Below are 15,679 nucleotides of genomic sequence, written 5' to 3' on the forward strand. Positions count from 1 at the left end.
ATTCTCCGGCGAGTGAGGCCGCGCTGCAGCGTCGGCCGTGCTATTCGAATCGGCGTGCTCGCTGTTCAGGGGGAGTCAGCCTTCACCAGATCGGCGGCCCGGGCGACCAAGCCGTTGCGGTCGATCTTGGCGGTCGAGGCCAGCGGGATCTCGTCAACGATCCACACGTGGCGGGGATGGGCGTACGCGGGGCCGTTCGCGAGCGCGTACTGCTTGACATCGTCCACCGTGAGCGTGTGGCCGGGCTCGGCACGCACGAACGCTGCTGGCAGCTGGCCCTTTAGCTCGTCGGGCACCGGGACCACGACGGCCTGGTGCACCGCGGCGTGCTTTTCGAGCATCTGCTCCACGGCATCGGGGTAGATGTTCTCGCCGGCACAAACGAACATGTCGTCTACGCGGCCCACGAAGTAGTACCAGCCGTCCTCGTCGCGAGTCATGAGGTCGCCCGTGTGGTACCAGCCGTCGGTGAGACGCTCGGCGGTGACATCGGGCAGGTTGTGGTAGCCGGTCATGACACCGGGTGAGCGCACCCACAGCTCGCCGGCGTCAGCGTCCTCGCCCGTGTTGGGGTCGACCAGCCGCAACTCCACCTTGGGGTGCTGGTGGCCGACGGAGATCTTGGGCCTGGGCTTGCCTTCGGGGTGGGGACCGAACTCGAGCACCGCCTCGGTGGTGCCGTACCCGTTGGAGACAACCGCCTGTGGGAGCAAACGCTGCACGTCGTCGTACAGGGCCTCAGTCAGGGGCGCCGAGCCGATGAAAGCCCTCTGTACTGACGACAAGTCCGGCATCTCCTGACCAGCTGCGACACGAGAGGCGATCTCGGCGGTGACGAGGGCGAACATCGTCGGCACGCCCGAGCACATGGTGACCCGGTGGGACTCGATGGCCTCGATGTAGCCCGAAGCCGTGAAGCCCGGAAGGAGCACCACCGTGCCGCCATTTGCGAACGCCAGCTTGGAGGACATCGAAGCGTTCTTGTGGTACAGCGGGGCTGAGACCAGCATCACCTCGCCCGGCATCGCGGCGCCGTACTCCAGCACCGTGAAGGTGATGTTGCGGTGCGTCAGCAGGACGCCCTTGGGCCGCCCGGTAGAGCCTGAGGTGTAGATCTGCACGGCGACGTCGTCGTCGTCCACATCGGCGACCGCGGTGAGGGGATCGGCGGCGACAAGGGCGCCCCATTCGGGTGTGCCGATGATGATGTGGGGCATGTCGGGTGGTACGAGCGGTGCGTGCTCGGCATCGGAGATGACCAGTCGCACGTCGGCGTCGTCGAGGATGTATGCCTGCGTCTCCGCGGGAAGCCGGGTGTTGAGCGGCACGAAGACCAGCCCCGCAGCGGGCGCCCCGAACATCACGTCGTAGTACTGGCCGCAGTTGGCAGCGAGCAGACCGACGCGGGTGAACGGCGCCAGGCCGCGGGCAGCGAGGCCCGCCCCGCAGCGCAGAGCTCGTTCTCGCAGCGCAGACGCGGTGACCCGCTCGGGCGGTGTGGCTGAGCGGTCGATCAGCACGACGGCGTCGTCGTGCGGGAAACGCTCGAGCAGTTGAGCGACGTTCATCGCCATCGCAGGCTACGACGATGAGCCGTTGACCGTCTGCTGCGCATCGGGGGCAGGTTCCACTTCGACGAGGGTGTCATGGAACGCGGCCGAGCCGACGTCGGGATCGTCGCCGCCAATTGCTGCATTGGTGAGCACGTTGACCGTGCGCGCATGGGCTTCGCCAGCCCACCAGCCGAAGGGCATCGTCACCAGACCGGGCTGCAGGCGGTCGGAGATGGCAGCAGTGGTGAACAGCTCGCCGCGGCCGTTGTAGACACGCACTCGCTCGCCCTCGGCGATGCCACGCGCCTCGGCATCGGCGGCGCTGATGTCGAGGCGCGGCCGGGGCGGGTCGGGCAGGTGGTGCTCGAACCCGCCGTAATGGCTGTTGAGGAAGCGCTGGTGCTGTTTGAGCGACATCAGCGCTAGGGGATAGCGCTCGGCGAGATGGGCATCTCCGTCCGCTGACTCAGCAGCAGGCCGGTAGCGGATCGGGCCGAGCCGGAGCGGGCCAAGCGAACGGGATCGCGCCACGACATCGCCGTCGGCATCTGCCCCGGACGGCGGGAGAGGAACCTCCCGGTCGGCCAGCGCAGACCAGCCCGCTGGCACTGCGAGCCGCGCCCAGCCGTCGCGCTGGAGCCGTTCGTAGGTGATGCCGTCGAGCCAGGGGTGGCCGCTCGCGAGCAGGTCCCGCGCCATCTGTTCGTCGCTGTCGGCGAGGCCGGATGCGTCGAGGGCCAGCGCGCTGGCCAGTCGCCGGAAGATCTCTGTGTTCGGCAGGCACTCGCCGAGCGGCTCGATGGCCGGCAGGTTCAGCGACACGTAGAGATGACCCCACGCGTTCATCAAGTCGAGATGCTCGATCTGGGTGGTGGTGGGCAGCACGATGTCGGCATAGCGGGCGGTATCGGTCATGAACTGCTCGATGACCACCGTGAACAGGTCGTCGCGCTCAAGGCCCGCCAGCACCCGGTTCTGGTCGGGTGTGATGGCAGCAGGGTTGCAGCCGTAGTTCAGCAGCACCGTGACCGGCGGTCGCAGGCTGGCATCGGTGAGTGTTGCGCCGAGAGCTGACATGTTGACGGTCCGCTGTGGTCCCGGCGGCGGCACGAGATCGGCAAATGCCGTGTCGAAGTACACCTGCGTGGAGCGCATGTACACCGAGCCCGACACGACGGCTAGGGCGACCACCGCGCGGTGAATGTCCTGGCCGTGCTCACGATGTTCCATGCCGATGAGCGCACGCAGCACAGCAGGTTGCTGGTGCGCAATGCGATGAGCCAACGAGATGATGTCGGCTTCGGCGAGCCCGGTGATCGAGGCAGCGCTCTCAAGGCCCAGCGCCCTGGCCTCGGCACGCAATTCGGCCCAGCCCGAAGCGGCGGCGCTCACACGCTCCTCGTCGATGAGACCGTCCCGGTCCAGCACGCCGATGATGCCCAGCACGAGCGCCACATCGGTGCCGGGGCGCGGCTGGACGTGCCAGTCGGAGCGTTGAGCGGTCATCGTGGAGACCGGGTCGACGACGATGACGCTGGCGCCGTTGCCATGAGCCTGCTCCACATACGGCCACAGGTGGCGGTTGGTGAGCAGCGTGTTGGTGCCCCACAGCACGATGGTGCGGGCGCTCGCGATCTCGGTGGGATCTGCGCCGAGCGGCACGCCGAGCACCTCGGCAGCCCCGTGCCAGGCGGTCACGCCGCAGATGTGCCGGTTCAGCTGCGTGGCCCCGAGCGCTGCGAAGAACCGATCGGCCAGCACGCCCTTCTGCACGAGCCCTTGGGTGCCGTCGAGCGAGTACGGCAGCACCGTCTCGCCACCATGTTGCGCGACGGCGGTGCCGATCCGGTCGGCGATCTCGGTGATCGCGGCATCCCAGTCGACCGGCTCGAACCGGCCCTCGCCCTTGGGCCCGACGCGTCGTAGGGGCCGCAGCAGCCGGTCCGGGTGATACACCCGATCGAGGAACGGGTTCACCTTGGGGCAGAGCTGGCCGTCAGTGAACGGCTGGCGGGGATCGCCGCGCAGGTTCACGGCCACGCCGTCGCGCACCGTGACTTCCCAAGCGCAGGTATCGGGACAGTCGTGATGGCACGCCCCGCGCACGACAGACGTCGCAGCGTTCATCGCAGCATTCATCGACTGGAAATTCCCCGCAGCGATTCAAGCATCGCCCCTAGCATGGCTGAACCAGACCAGCGCGCCGTCGATGAATCCTGGGCGGAGCGTGCACGAGGCAATCTGCCCATGTCACAGACGACGTTCACGGGGGCCACGGCCGCCGCGCCGCCGCTTGACGACTCGCCGCGCCTGTTCAGCGCTCCGTTCCTCATTCTGAACATCAGCGCGCTCTTCTCGGCAGTGTCGTTTTCCGCGATGCTGCCGGTGACGACACTGCTGGTCTCGGTTCAGCTCGGCGGCGGGGATGTGGCTATCGGATTCGTCATCGGCGTTTTCGCCGTGACTGCGATCGCCGCCCGGCCGACGATCGGCCGCTTGGGCGACTCCCGTGGACGCAGGTACCTGATTGTGGTGGGAAGTCTTGCCACCGCGTTGACCTTCGCCGCTCATGTCTGGGCTGATACGTACGCCGTCCTGCTCGTCATGCGCTTGCTAACGGGGGGATTCCAAGGCGCCTTTTTTGTCGGCAGTGCAGCATTGGTCAGCGATCTGGCGCCTGAGCATCGTCGGGGCGAGGCCCTGAGCTGGTTCTCGGTGTCGATCTACCTCGGCATGTCTCTGGGACCGTGGTTCGGGGTTGCCGTCAATGACTGGGCAGAGACGTGGTCGCCGATCGGTGGCTTCGACACGGCGTTCCTCGTCGCCGGAGGACTCATGCTGATAGGGGCCTTGGTGGCCCGATTGCTGCCCAACGACTCACCTGGTTCAGCGCCGCATCGCAACTTGAGCGATGCGGAACAACCTGTGAACGGCGTTGCAGGGGCACCCGCGCATCGGACGCGTCTTGCCGCAGCGGCTCGCCCGATGGTGTTCGAATTGGTCGGCCGACAAGGCAGCAGTCCCTCGCTCTTGGAGCCCGGGAAGTCGAGAGCGCCGGCGGCCTCTCAGCACGCCGGACGCATCTTCTACAAACCGGCCTTGTGGCCTGGGATCGTCCTCGCGATGGGCATCATCATCTTCCCAGCGCTGTGGGGCTTCCTTCCCAAGATTGCCGAGCAGCAGGGTTGGAGTTCCGACTTCATCGGATCGATCTTTTTCATCTACGGCATCTTGGTGCTCGTCCTGCGGGTCATCGGCAGGAAGCTGCCCGACCAGCTCGGCACCAAGCGCACAGCGACGCTGGCACTCGTCGGCGCAACGGTGGGCATGGCAGTGATGGGCACATTCGTGTCGCAAGTTGGCTTCTATGTCGGCACCGTCATCTTGGCTCTGGGTGGATCACTGCTCTACCCGGCGCTCATGGTCGCTGCCGTGGATGGCGTGCCGCCGAACGAACGCGCCCAGGCAGTCAGCACCTTCACAATGTTTTTCGAGCTCTCGGCCGGGATCGGTGGGCCGATCCTGGGCGTCACGGCTTGGGTCGTCGGTGCCACCGTCGGTGCCTTCTACGCATCGGCGACCATGTCGGCCATTGGCATCGTGCTGCTGTGGATCTGGCAGCGGGGCATTTCTCGGGCCGGCCCGTAGCAGTACGCTGCCGAGTCCTTCAAGGAGGGTGATGTCGATGCGAGGCGTGAGGCGCTGGTCGGGATTGCTGTGCGCGATTGCCGTTGTCTCGATTGCCGGGTGCTCCGGGTCGGCGCCGACCATGGGCGAGGCACCGCAGCGAGAGCTTCAGGACTACGCACAGCAGTTGGTCAGCGACGCAGTCGACCACTTCGACGAGCACGGTCTCGACGCCACGATCGAGCACTACGACGACCCCGGCCGCGCCGACGGACCGTGGTATGTCTTCGTTCTTGAGGACCGTGACGGTGCTCTGTACACGGTCGCCAATCCGGCACGGCCCGAATTCGTGGGCACTACCCGTGACCGCATCGACCCCACTGGCTACGACTACGGCGAGGCATTCGCTGCGGTGACCGAGGGCAGCGGTGGCGCTTGGGTGAGCTACGTGTTCACCCATCCGGTGACCGGTGCAGACGCACCGAAGCACTCGTGGGTGGTGCGCCGCGGCGACGTGCTGTTCGGCGCCGGCTGGTACGAATAGCCACCATTCGATCCAGGCGGGACTGCATCGTCTAGGGTTCCGCCCTCGATGGCGACTACTCGATACCCGAACGCAAGACCTCATGCCGTGTGCAGGGCTAGCAGGTTCGACCGGGGCGGAATGGGCCGGTCGAGGCAGCACCGGGCCCGAGCGATCAGCGTGGTAGCCGTGACGGCATTGATGGCCATGGGTTGCGGTTCGTCTGCTCCTGTGATGGGCGAGGCTCAGGCACGCGAACTCGACGAATACGCCCAGACGTTGATCAGCGAGGCTGTCGAGTATCTCGACGAGAACGGCCGAGACAGTGCCGTCGAGCGTTACAACGATCCTGCCAGCGTGGACGGCGCCTGGTATGTGTTCATCATGGAGGAGCGAAACGGGGCCCTCTATGCCGAGGCGACGCCGACACGTCCCGACTTGGCAGGCACCACTGGTGAGTTTGTCGACGCGAACGGCTTTGACTATGGGGAGGCTTTCACGCGGATCACCGAGGATGGCGGCGGTGCATGGGTGAGCTATCTGTTCACCCATCCTCTCACGGGCGACGACGCGCCCAAGCGCTCCTGGGTTGTCCGACGAGGTGATCTGCTCGTGGGCACCGGCTGGTACGAATAGCCGCGTTCTGCCTCGTCGGCGACGCAGGCGGTCGTCCGGTCGCTGCCCGCTAGCCGGTGCCGAGCAGGATCATGGTGGCGACGTAGATGCCCAGCAGTACGACGCCGTCGATGCGTCCGGCGCGCTTGCCCACCAGGGCACCCAGGTAGGCCAGCACGACCACGGCCATCATCGCCCCGATGCCCAGGCCGGTGAGCGAGGGGTCGTCGATGGCGCCGGCGCCCACGAGACCCATCGCCCCGCCCACGGCGAGGCTGTTGAAGACGTTCGAGCCGAACAGGTTGCCCACGATCAGCTCGGTATGGCCCTTGCGAGCCGCCGCCACGACGGTCGCCAGCTCGGGCAGCGAAGTGCCGAGTGCGACTATCGAGAAGCCGATGAATCCGCCGCTCAGATTCCAGTGCTTGGCAAGGGCGATGGCACCTTCCACGGCGAGCTGGGCACCCACGATCACGCCACACAGGCCCAGGACTGCTCGTACCAGATTGCGCCACGCTGCCCCGGCGTCGCGTGCCGTGGTGCCGGCAGCGCCACCTGCATCGGGCAGCCGCTCGTCATCACGTGAGGTGCGGATGAGCCAGACCAGCGTGATTGCCATGAGAATGGCCAGCAACCCGCCTTCCAGCCGGCTGAGGTAGTCGTCCATTACGAGCACGGCGAAGATGGCTGCCGTAGCCACCGACCACGGCACATCCCGGCGCAGCGCCGTTCGCGAGAACGGGATGGGCATCAGCAATGCCGCCACACCGAGGCCGAGGCTCAGGTTTGCCACGTTCGAGCCCACGATGTTGCCCACGCCCAGCGCCGGGTTGTCGTTGATCGAGGCCAGCGCCGACACGACCATCTCGGGGGCCGAGGTCCCGAATCCCAGGACCACTGCGCCAATCACGGCCGGCCGCATGCGCAGCGCCGTCGCCAGGCGCGACGCACCCGCTACGAAGTGATCTCCGGCAACCACCAGCAGGACCAGTCCCGCCAGCAGCGCCAACAGTGCCCAGATCATCGCTGAGACCGTCCTGGCACGCCGGGTGTCGTCATCCGGCCGCTAGTGGTTGTGGCGCGGTGTGCCGTGCGTGCGCGAGGTGTCCCGGTACTTCACTGCTGGGCGCAGCACCATGCCTTCGTCGAACTGGCTGACGATCCCTCGTTGGATCTCCTGCCACGGGGTGTGCGACGGCGGCACCGGGTAACCGCCGGCGTCGTCCAACTCGGCGCGGCGCCGGGCCAGCTCGTCGTCATCCACCAGCATGTCGGCACTGCCGCGCCGCAAGTCGATCCGGACGCGGTCGCCAGTGCGCAGCAGCGCCAGACCGCCGCCGACGGCGGCTTCGGGCGCGGCGTTCAGGATCGACGGCGAGCCTGACGTACCGGACTGGCGACCGTCGCCGATGCACGGCAGCGAGTGGACGCCGCGCACCAGCAGTGCCGCAGGCGGCTGCATGTTGACGACCTCAGCGCCGCCCGGGTAGCCGACCGGGCCGGTCCCGCGCACGAACAGCATGCAGTGCTCGTCGATGCCGAGCTCGGGATTGTCGATGTTGGCCCGGTAGTCCTCCGGCCCGTCGAAGACGATGGCGCGGCCCTCGAAGGCGTCGGGATCGTCGGGATTAGACAGGTAGCGCTGGCGGAACTCGTCGGAGATGACGCTGGTCTTCATGATGGCGCTGTCGAACAGATTGCCCGACAGGTTGATGAAGCCCGCGTCGGCCAGGAGCGGCTCACTGGCAGCGCGGATCACATCGGTGTCCATGATCTCGGCGTCCGCGCAGTTCTCGCCGATGCTGCAGCCGTTGGCGGTCAGCGCTTCGGGGTGCGGCAGCAGCCCGGCACGCATCAGTTCGCCGACCACCGCGGGCACACCGCCGGCGTGGTGGTAGTCCTCGCCGAGGTACTCCCCGGCAGGCATGAGATTCACCAGCAGCGGCACTGCGAAGCCGTGTTTCTGCCAGTCGTCGTTGTCGAGCGGCACGCCGAGATGCGCTGCGATCGCGTTGAGGTGGATCGGGGCGTTGGTCGACCCGCCGATCGCAGAGTTGACCACGATGGCGTTCTCGAAGGCCTCGCGGGTCATGATGTCCGCCGGTCGAAGGTCTTCGCGCACCATCTCGACGATGCGCAGACCAGTCCGGTACGCCATCTGCGCCCGCTCGCGGTACGGGGCAGGGATCGCCGCGGAGCCCGGCAGCTGCATGCCCAGCGTCTCGGCGAGCGAGTTCATGGTGGTGGCGGTGCCCATCGTGGAGCAGTAGCCGACCGACGGCGCCGAGGACGCCACCAGGTCGATGAACCCGGCGTCGTCGATCTCGCCGGCCGCGTAGAGCTCCCGCGCCTTCCACACGACCGTGCCCGAACCGGTGCGGCGCCCCTCGTGCCAGCCGTTCAGCATCGGCCCGACCGACAGTGCGATAGCCGGCAGGTTCACGGTTGCGGCTGCCATCAGGCAGGCCGGGGTGGTCTTGTCGCAGCCGATCGTGAGCACCACGCCGTCAAGCGGGTACCCCTGCAGCACCTCGACGAGGCCCAGGTACGCCAGGTTGCGATCGAGCGACGCCGTGGGCCGTTTACCGGTCTCCTGGATGGGGTGCACGCCGAACTCGAAAGCGATGCCGCCCGCCTCGCGGATGCCCTCGCGCACCCGCTTGGCCAGCTCGAGGTGGTGCCGGTTGCACGGCGACAGGTCTGAGCCGGTTTGGGCGATGCCGATGATCGGCTTGCCCGACTGGAGTTCTTCGCGTGTCAATCCATAGTTGGCGTAGCGCTCGAGGTACAACGCCGACATGAGCGGATCGCCCTCGATGTCGAACCAGGCTGCGGAGCGCAGGCCGCCGCGTCCGATGCCGGGATCGGGCCCGCTGGGATGAATCGAACGAGGTTCGGAATTCGGAGATACATCTGGTTCGGGAGCCACCGGGCCACACTACGCGTCGCCCGTGATGGCGACGGAATCGCAGATCTCGCCCCAGCGAACGATCCGCCAAGTGTGGCCGTGATCGCCGCACAGGCCCAGAACTATGGTGAGGCGCGCTGGAGCCGTGCCACGAGGGGGTTCGCATGGATCCGAGTCCAGAGACACTGCTGGATCTGCACCGGCGCATGGTGCGGATCCGCCACTTCGAGGAAGCCGCCGGCCGGCTCGCGGAGCAGAACCGGCTGCCCGGGTTCCTGCACCTGTACGTGGGGGAGGAGGCCGTGGCCGCCGGGGTGTGCGCCAACCTCGACGATGACGACCAGATCAGCTCGACCCACCGAGGGCACGGGCACCTGGTGGCCAAGGGAGGCGACTACGGCGGGATGATGGCTGAGCTGATGGGCAAGGCCACCGGCTACTGCGGGGGCAAGGGCGGCTCCATGCACATCTGCGATCTCGATCTGGGAATGCTCGGTGCGAACGGCATCGTGGGCGGCGGCGTGCCGATCGCCGTGGGCGCCGGGTTCGCGAACAAGTACCGGGGCAGCGACCGGGTCTCGGTGGTGTTCTTCGGCGACGGCGCCTCGAACATCGGCGCATTCCATGAGGCCGCGAACATGGCGGCTGCGCTGTCGCTGCCAGTGCTGTTCGTGTGCGAGAACAACGAGTACGGCGAGTTCACGCCCCGTGACCGCACGATGGCCATCACCGATGTGGTGGACCGCGCCGCCGGCTACGGGATGCCGGGGGCGATCGTCGACGGCATGGACGTGGTGGCCGTGTGGGAAGCGGCCAACGAGGCCGTCAGCCGCGCTCGTCGGGGCGAAGGACCCTCGTTCATCGAGGCCAAGACCTACCGCTTCTACAACCATCATGGCGTGCAGACCCTCGGCATGAAGTACCGATCCGACGACGAGCTCGAACAGTGGAAGCAGCGAGACCCGATCGAGCTGTTCGAGGATCGGCTGGCAACCGCCGGCGTGCTCGACGCCGACGGCGCCCAAGCTGTTCACGCCGCAGCTGAGGCAGACATCGAAGCTGCGATCGCCTTCGCCGAGGAGAGCCCGCTGCCGGATCCCGACAGCCTGTTAGTTGACGTCTATACGCAGACCGCGCACCCAGGAGCCACCGTATGACACCCCCGACCGACACCCAGGAGCGCCGCATCGCCTACGGAGCAGCTTTCACCGAAGGGTTGGCGCAGATGATGGACGCCGATTCGAACGTGTTCGTGGCAGGCGAGGATGTGGGCCGGGCTGGGGGAGTGTTCGGCTCGTTCCGCGGGCTGAACGAGCGCTTCGGCGACATGAGAGTCGTGGACACGCCGATCAGCGAGCAGGCGATCGTGGGTCTGGGCACCGGCGCGGCAGTGAGCGGCCTGCGCCCCGTCGTCGACGTGATGTTCATGGACTTCATGCTCGTGGCCATGGACCAGATCGTGAACCAGGCGGCGAAGCTGAAGTACATGTTCGGCGGCAAGGCCACGCTGCCGATGACGATCACCACGAGCGCCGGCGCCGGGCTGTCGGCGGCGGCCCAGCACAGCCAGAGCCTCGAGGCAATGCTGTGCCACATCCCGGGGCTCAAGGTGGTCATGCCGTCGAACCCGCATGACGCCAAGGGCCTGCTCATCTCGTGCATCCGCGACGACAACCCGACGGTGTTCGTGAAGCACAAGCGCCTGCTGGGACTGAAAGGCGAGGTTCCCGAAGGTCTGTACGAGATTCCCTTGGGAGCGGCGGAAGTGGTGCGACCAGGTGACGACATCACCGTGGTGACGTACGGCCGGATGGTGCACGAGGCGACATCGGCTGCCAACGCGCTGGCGTCGGAAGGCATCGAGTGCGACGTGATCGATCTGCGCACCCTGCAGCCGCTGGACATGGACACCGTGGTCCAGTCGGCACAGCGGACCAGCCGGGTTGCCGTGGTGCACGAGGCCGTCCGATTCGGCGGCCTCGGCGGCGAGATCGCTTCGCAGATCGCCGAAGAGGCCTTCGATTACCTGGACGCTCCGATCGAGCGCATCGGAGCTCCGTTCAGCCCGGTGCCGTTCAGCCCTGTGCTCGAGAAGGAATGGGTTCCCAACGCTGAGATGATCGGCGAGCGAATCCGAGCACTCGCGGCCGCGTGAGCGAGGCTGCCGGCCCAGCAGTCGGAATCGTCGCGAACCCGCTGGCCGGCAAAGACGTCAGGCGATTGACCTCGGGGGCGACCCCGGTCTCAGACGCCGTCAAGATCGGTGCAATACGGCGCGCCGTGGTTGGTGCGGTCGAAGGCGGCGCCGAACGTGTACTGATCAGCGGGGACCGAGCACGGCTGGGGGAACGTGCTCTGGCGGGCCTGGAGGTGCCGGGGTCGGTGGAGGTTGCCGAACCCCATGGCTGGCACACCGGGCGCGACTCCCAGTTGGCAGCTGCACAGTTTCGTGACATGGGCGTTGGGGCGATCGTTGCGCTCGGCGGCGACGGCACCCAGCGAGATGTCGCAACGGGCTGGCGTGCGGTACCGCTCGTGCCGCTGGCCGTCGGCACCAACAATGTCTTCCCATTCCAGATCGAGGCCACCGTCGCTGGTTTCGCCGCGGGTGCGGTAGCGAGCGGTCACGCCGACGCTGCCGAGGTGACCTCGCAAGCGAAGATCATCGATGTCATGGCAGAGGGAGGCCAGCGCGCGGAGGTGGCGCTCGTGGACGTTTGCTTGGTGCGGGGAGCGTTCGTGGGAGCACGCGCCATTTGGGACTTGGGATCGGTGAGCGAGATCGTGGCTGCCATTGCCGAGCCGGATTCGGTCGGACTCTCGGCCATCGCTGCGGCCGCCGCACCCGTGAGAAGAAACGAAGTCGGCGGGGTGCATGTCCGCTTGGGGTGCACATCCCGGAATGCGCGAGGCGCGCAGAGCGACAGACTCATCCGGGCGGCCGTAATGCCCGGCAGCTATTCAGACATCGGCATCGCGCACTGCGAGCAGCTGCGCTTCGGCCAGCCGGTCACGCTGTCGGGTCCCGGCGTGCTGACCCTGGACGGAGAACGCGAGATCGTGCTGGGCCGGGGCAAGATGGCGGATGTCAGCGTCAATCCGGATGGCCCGCAGGTGATCGACGTGGGCGCTGCAGTTGCGGCGGCACAGCGACGGCGCTACCCCTTCGAACCTGCGGTTGCGGGCGGCTGAGCAAAGGGACGCCGATGGCCATCGAGTTTGCAATGCCGAAGCTGGGCCTGACGATGGAGTCGGGGACGATCCTGCGCTGGCTCGTCCCTGACGGTGCCGAGGTCGCCGCAGGGCAGGCAGTGCTGCTGGTCGAGACTGACAAGGTCGAGACCGAGATCGAGGCCTCGGGCAGTGGTGTCCTCGCTCAGACCGGCGAGATCGGCGTGGAGTACCCCTGCGGCGTGCAGATCGGTTGGTTCTTGGAAGCCGGCGAGGAACTGCCGGCACCGGCCGATGCAGCGCCGGCCGCTGCGCACGTGCAAGCGGCGGCCGTTCCCGCATCTCAGCCCTCCCCGCAAGCTGTCCCCACAGCGCCGGTGCGTGCGCCGGGCGAGCGGATCCTGGCGTCGCCGGCGGCCAAGCGGCTGGCCCGAGAGCTAGGCGTTGAGATCGCAACGGTTGCCGGAAGCGGACCCAAGGGCCGCATCACCGAGCGCGATGTGCGAGCGGCAAACGAGGCTCTGGCCACAGCGCCCGCGGCCGGGCCGGCCGGCATCGCGGGATCCGCGGCACCTGAGCCAGGCGCGCCGGCGCAGCCGCCGGCGACGTTCGCAGCTCGCCAACTTGCCGATCTGCTCGGCGTCGATCTGCGCCGCGTGCCCGCCAGTGCTGGAGACGGGCGCATCTCGCGTGCCGATGTGGCCGCGCATGTCCGCACCTTGCTGGCTGATCTCAGCTCACGATCCGCCGATGAAGGTTCAGCTGCGCCGCCCCTGTCGCAGGCCCCGACCGAACAGATTCCCCTGCGGGGGATGCGGGGCGTGATCGCCGAGCGCATGAGCGCTTCGCTCCGCTCGATGGCCCAGCTGACGCTCACGATGGATGTCGACATGAGCGCCGTGGTAGCAGAGCGGGCTGACCTCGTCGAAGCTGCTCGTGGCGATGACGCCAACGAGCGTGACGGGGACGCAGATGCTGTCGTAGCGGTGGTGCCGGGCTACACGGATTATGTGATCGCTGCGGCGGCGGCTGCGCTCGGTAGGCACCCTCGGGTGAATTCTCAGGTCACCGACGATGCGGTGGCGCTCTTGGGCGACATTCACGTCGGGCTTGCTGTCGCGCTTGACGATGGGTTGCTCGTGCCGGTTGTCCGCCACGCCGACCGGCTCAGTCTCGATGAGATCGCTTCGGAGACCACGCGCCTCGCCACTGGGGCTCGCGACGGCACACTCGGATACGACGACTACCAAGGCGCCACGTTCACCGTGACTGCCCTGGGCATGTTCGGCGTCGATGCATTCACGCCGATCATCAACTCGCCCAACACGGCGATCCTGGGCGTGGGTCGCATCCGCAACGAAACCGTGTGGGCAGGTGCCGCGCCTGAGCCTCGGCCCGTCCTGACCCTCTCACTGACCTGGGACCATCGAGCCTTCGACGGCGCCCCGGCAGCACGGTTCGCCGGCTCGGTACGAGACTTGCTCGAATCCCGCTAGCCGTCGATGTAGCTGCGCTTCGCGACCTCTTCGAGCATGACCTCGGTGGCACCGCCGCCGATCGGCAGGATGCGTGCGTCGCGGCACATCCGCTCGATGGTCGACTCGCGCATGTAGCCGATGCCGCCGTGGAATTGCATGCAGTCGTACATCACCTGATTCACGACTTCGGCGCCGAATGCCTTGACGCCGGACATCTCCTTGGTGGCATCGATGCCCTGCTCCTTGAGCCATGCGGCGTGGTACATCGAGGCGCGCGCTGCGTCGACCTTGGCCTGATTCATCGCCATGCGCTGGCGGATGGCCCCCAAGTCGTAGAGCGAACCGCCGAACGCCTTGCGTTGCTGGGTGTACGCGTTGGTCAGATCGATAGCGACCTGCGCCGCGCCGATGCCCATCCCCACGATGACCATCCGCTCATTCTGGAAATTCTGCATGGCGGCGTAGAAGCCCCGGTGCACCTCGCCGAGCAGGTGATCGCTCCCCAGCCACACATCGTGCAGCACGAGCTCGGCAGTGTCCGAGCAGCGCCAGCCGTGCTTGTCGAGCTTGTTGGCCACCTCGAACCCGTCCGCGTTGGTCGGCACCAGGAACATGGAGATCCCGTAGCGGTCATCGGGGTTCGTGCGCGCCGCCAGTGCGACGATGTCGCCGTACACGGCACCGGTGATGAACGTCTTGGTGCCGTTGAGACGCCACCCATCGCCGTCGGGCACCGCGGTTGTGCGCAATCCCGCCACATCGGATCCTGCGTCAGGCTCGGTGACGCCGATGCACATCATGGTGTCCCCGGACTGGATCGACGGCAGCCAGCGCTCAAGCTGTTCATCAGTGCCTGCATTGAGCAGGTGTGGCAACGCCATGTCGGTGTGCACCAGGATGTTCGCCTCAAAGCCTGCGTAGGTGGAGGTGCCAAGCGCTTCGGCGAACGTCGCTGAGGCAAGAGGGCCGAGGCCGAGCCCGCCCCACCGCTCGGGCACCCGCAGCGAGAACATCTCCAGTTCGCCCATGCGCTTGTAGATCTCGCGGGGCACCTGGCCGTCTTCCTCCCAGGCATCGCCGACTGGTGTGACCTCATTGGCGACGAAAGCGACCGTCTGGTCATAGATCGCCTGCAGCTCGTCGGTCATGTAGACGTTGCGGTGGACGGTGTTGCTCACTGGTTGCCTCCGGGCGGGGGGGGGTTACGCAGCCGGAGCTGAGCCTTGCTGAACCAATTCGGCGAGCGGGTCGCCGCGGCGGAACCGCTCAAGCAGCACGTCGGCGTCGAAGAGCACTCCGATGGGGTTCTCCGCGAAGACCGGTCCGTTCATGAACTCGATGCACTCGGCCATCGTCGCGAAGTTCTCGACCTGGAACTCCACCCCGTTGCCATCGGGATCGGCGTAGTACATGGAGGTGGTCGGCCCGTGATTGATGGTGCGCACCGGCAGGATGCCCTCCGCACGCAGACGCTCGTAGTGGTCCATGAGGTCGCCGAACGTGCCCATGGTGTAAGCGATGTGCTCGAGGGTGCCCTTGCGCGACTCGTAGCGACCCGGCTGGCCCCGGTTGACGAAGGCCATGCGGTGATGCTCATCGTCATAGGAGATGAAGCAGATGAACTCGTTCTCGTGGACCACCTGCGCCCCCAGCACGGTGCACCACCAATCGCGCACTGCTGCGATGTCGTCAGTGCGGAACACGCAATGAGCCATCTTGGTCGGCAGGCGGACTTGGGGAACGTTGGCTTGCGACGCCATGACAACTCCTCGGGTAACCCTTCCGGACAACCTCTCCGGTACGA

Annotated in this window: 13 protein-coding genes; 7 read left to right on the top strand and 6 right to left on the bottom strand. The window is 67.0% G+C overall.

The window, feature by feature from the left end; all coding sequences use genetic code 11:
* Window positions 1-65: 65 nt before the first annotated feature.
* Together ACOGXD_RS13650 and ACOGXD_RS13655 are read right to left on the bottom strand one after the other, a co-directional pair.
* Window positions 66-1,568, bottom strand: a complete 1,503-nt coding sequence (locus ACOGXD_RS13650) for a class I adenylate-forming enzyme family protein (protein WP_419915569.1) — start codon at window positions 1,566-1,568, stop codon at window positions 66-68.
* Between the two features lie 12 nt (window positions 1,569-1,580).
* On the bottom strand, window positions 1,581-3,680 hold the full coding sequence (locus tag ACOGXD_RS13655) for a molybdopterin-containing oxidoreductase family protein (RefSeq protein ID WP_419915570.1): 2,100 nt from the start codon (window positions 3,678-3,680) through the stop codon (window positions 1,581-1,583).
* On the opposite strand from ACOGXD_RS13655, the gene ACOGXD_RS13660 reads away from it, so the two are divergent.
* The 3 genes from ACOGXD_RS13660 (at window position 3,642) to ACOGXD_RS13670 (ending at window position 6,339) form a co-directional block, all read left to right on the top strand.
* A complete protein-coding gene (locus ACOGXD_RS13660) occupies window positions 3,642-5,201 on the top strand; it encodes an MFS transporter (RefSeq protein ID WP_419917410.1) in 1,560 nt (519 codons plus the stop codon). The genes ACOGXD_RS13655 and ACOGXD_RS13660 overlap by 39 nt on opposite strands.
* A gap of 31 nt (window positions 5,202-5,232) precedes the next feature.
* Window positions 5,233-5,724, top strand: coding sequence for a cache domain-containing protein (locus tag ACOGXD_RS13665; protein ID WP_419915571.1), 492 nt, complete (start codon window positions 5,233-5,235; stop codon window positions 5,722-5,724).
* A gap of 168 nt (window positions 5,725-5,892) precedes the next feature.
* On the top strand, window positions 5,893-6,339 hold the full coding sequence (locus ACOGXD_RS13670) for a cache domain-containing protein (protein WP_419915572.1): 447 nt from the start codon (window positions 5,893-5,895) through the stop codon (window positions 6,337-6,339).
* Between the two features lie 49 nt (window positions 6,340-6,388).
* Here the strand turns inward: ACOGXD_RS13670 and ACOGXD_RS13675 are convergent, their stop codons facing one another.
* Both ACOGXD_RS13675 and ACOGXD_RS13680 read right to left on the bottom strand, forming a co-directional pair.
* Complete coding sequence (locus ACOGXD_RS13675) at window positions 6,389-7,342, bottom strand: calcium/sodium antiporter (RefSeq protein ID WP_419915573.1); 954 nt, start codon at window positions 7,340-7,342, stop codon at window positions 6,389-6,391.
* A gap of 42 nt (window positions 7,343-7,384) precedes the next feature.
* Entirely contained in the window at window positions 7,385-9,175 is a 1,791-nt protein-coding gene (locus tag ACOGXD_RS13680; RefSeq protein WP_419917411.1) for an IlvD/Edd family dehydratase, read from the bottom strand.
* Between the two features lie 215 nt (window positions 9,176-9,390).
* Here ACOGXD_RS13680 and ACOGXD_RS13685 point away from each other — a divergent pair, with 215 nt between their 5' ends.
* The 4 genes from ACOGXD_RS13685 to ACOGXD_RS13700 are packed head-to-tail and all read left to right on the top strand — an operon-like array spanning window position 9,391 to window position 13,893.
* Entirely contained in the window at window positions 9,391-10,383 is a 993-nt protein-coding gene (locus ACOGXD_RS13685; RefSeq protein WP_419915574.1) for a thiamine pyrophosphate-dependent dehydrogenase E1 component subunit alpha, read from the top strand.
* The gene (locus tag ACOGXD_RS13690) at window positions 10,380-11,381 is read left to right on the top strand and encodes an alpha-ketoacid dehydrogenase subunit beta (protein ID WP_419915575.1); all 1,002 of its coding nucleotides are present in this window, start codon (window positions 10,380-10,382) and stop codon (window positions 11,379-11,381) included. The genes ACOGXD_RS13685 and ACOGXD_RS13690 overlap by 4 nt, the downstream gene beginning before the upstream one ends.
* Complete coding sequence (locus tag ACOGXD_RS13695) at window positions 11,378-12,418, top strand: NAD(+)/NADH kinase (RefSeq protein ID WP_419915576.1); 1,041 nt, start codon at window positions 11,378-11,380, stop codon at window positions 12,416-12,418. Before ACOGXD_RS13690 ends, ACOGXD_RS13695 begins: the two co-directional genes overlap by 4 nt.
* Before the next feature lie 14 nt (window positions 12,419-12,432).
* Complete coding sequence (locus ACOGXD_RS13700; protein WP_419915577.1) at window positions 12,433-13,893, top strand: 2-oxo acid dehydrogenase subunit E2; 1,461 nt, start codon at window positions 12,433-12,435, stop codon at window positions 13,891-13,893.
* On the opposite strand, the gene ACOGXD_RS13705 is transcribed toward ACOGXD_RS13700, so the two are convergent.
* A complete protein-coding gene (locus ACOGXD_RS13705; RefSeq protein WP_419915578.1) occupies window positions 13,890-15,053 on the bottom strand; it encodes an acyl-CoA dehydrogenase family protein in 1,164 nt (387 codons plus the stop codon). The two genes, ACOGXD_RS13700 and ACOGXD_RS13705, sit on opposite strands and share 4 nt — an antisense overlap.
* A gap of 24 nt (window positions 15,054-15,077) precedes the next feature.
* The gene (locus ACOGXD_RS13710) at window positions 15,078-15,635 is read right to left on the bottom strand and encodes a VOC family protein (protein WP_419915579.1); all 558 of its coding nucleotides are present in this window, start codon (window positions 15,633-15,635) and stop codon (window positions 15,078-15,080) included.
* Between the last annotated feature and the right edge of the window lie 44 nt (window positions 15,636-15,679).

It is taken from the genome of Candidatus Poriferisodalis sp., assembly GCF_965204125.1.
Lineage (GTDB): Bacteria > Actinomycetota > Acidimicrobiia > Acidimicrobiales > Poriferisodalaceae > Poriferisodalis.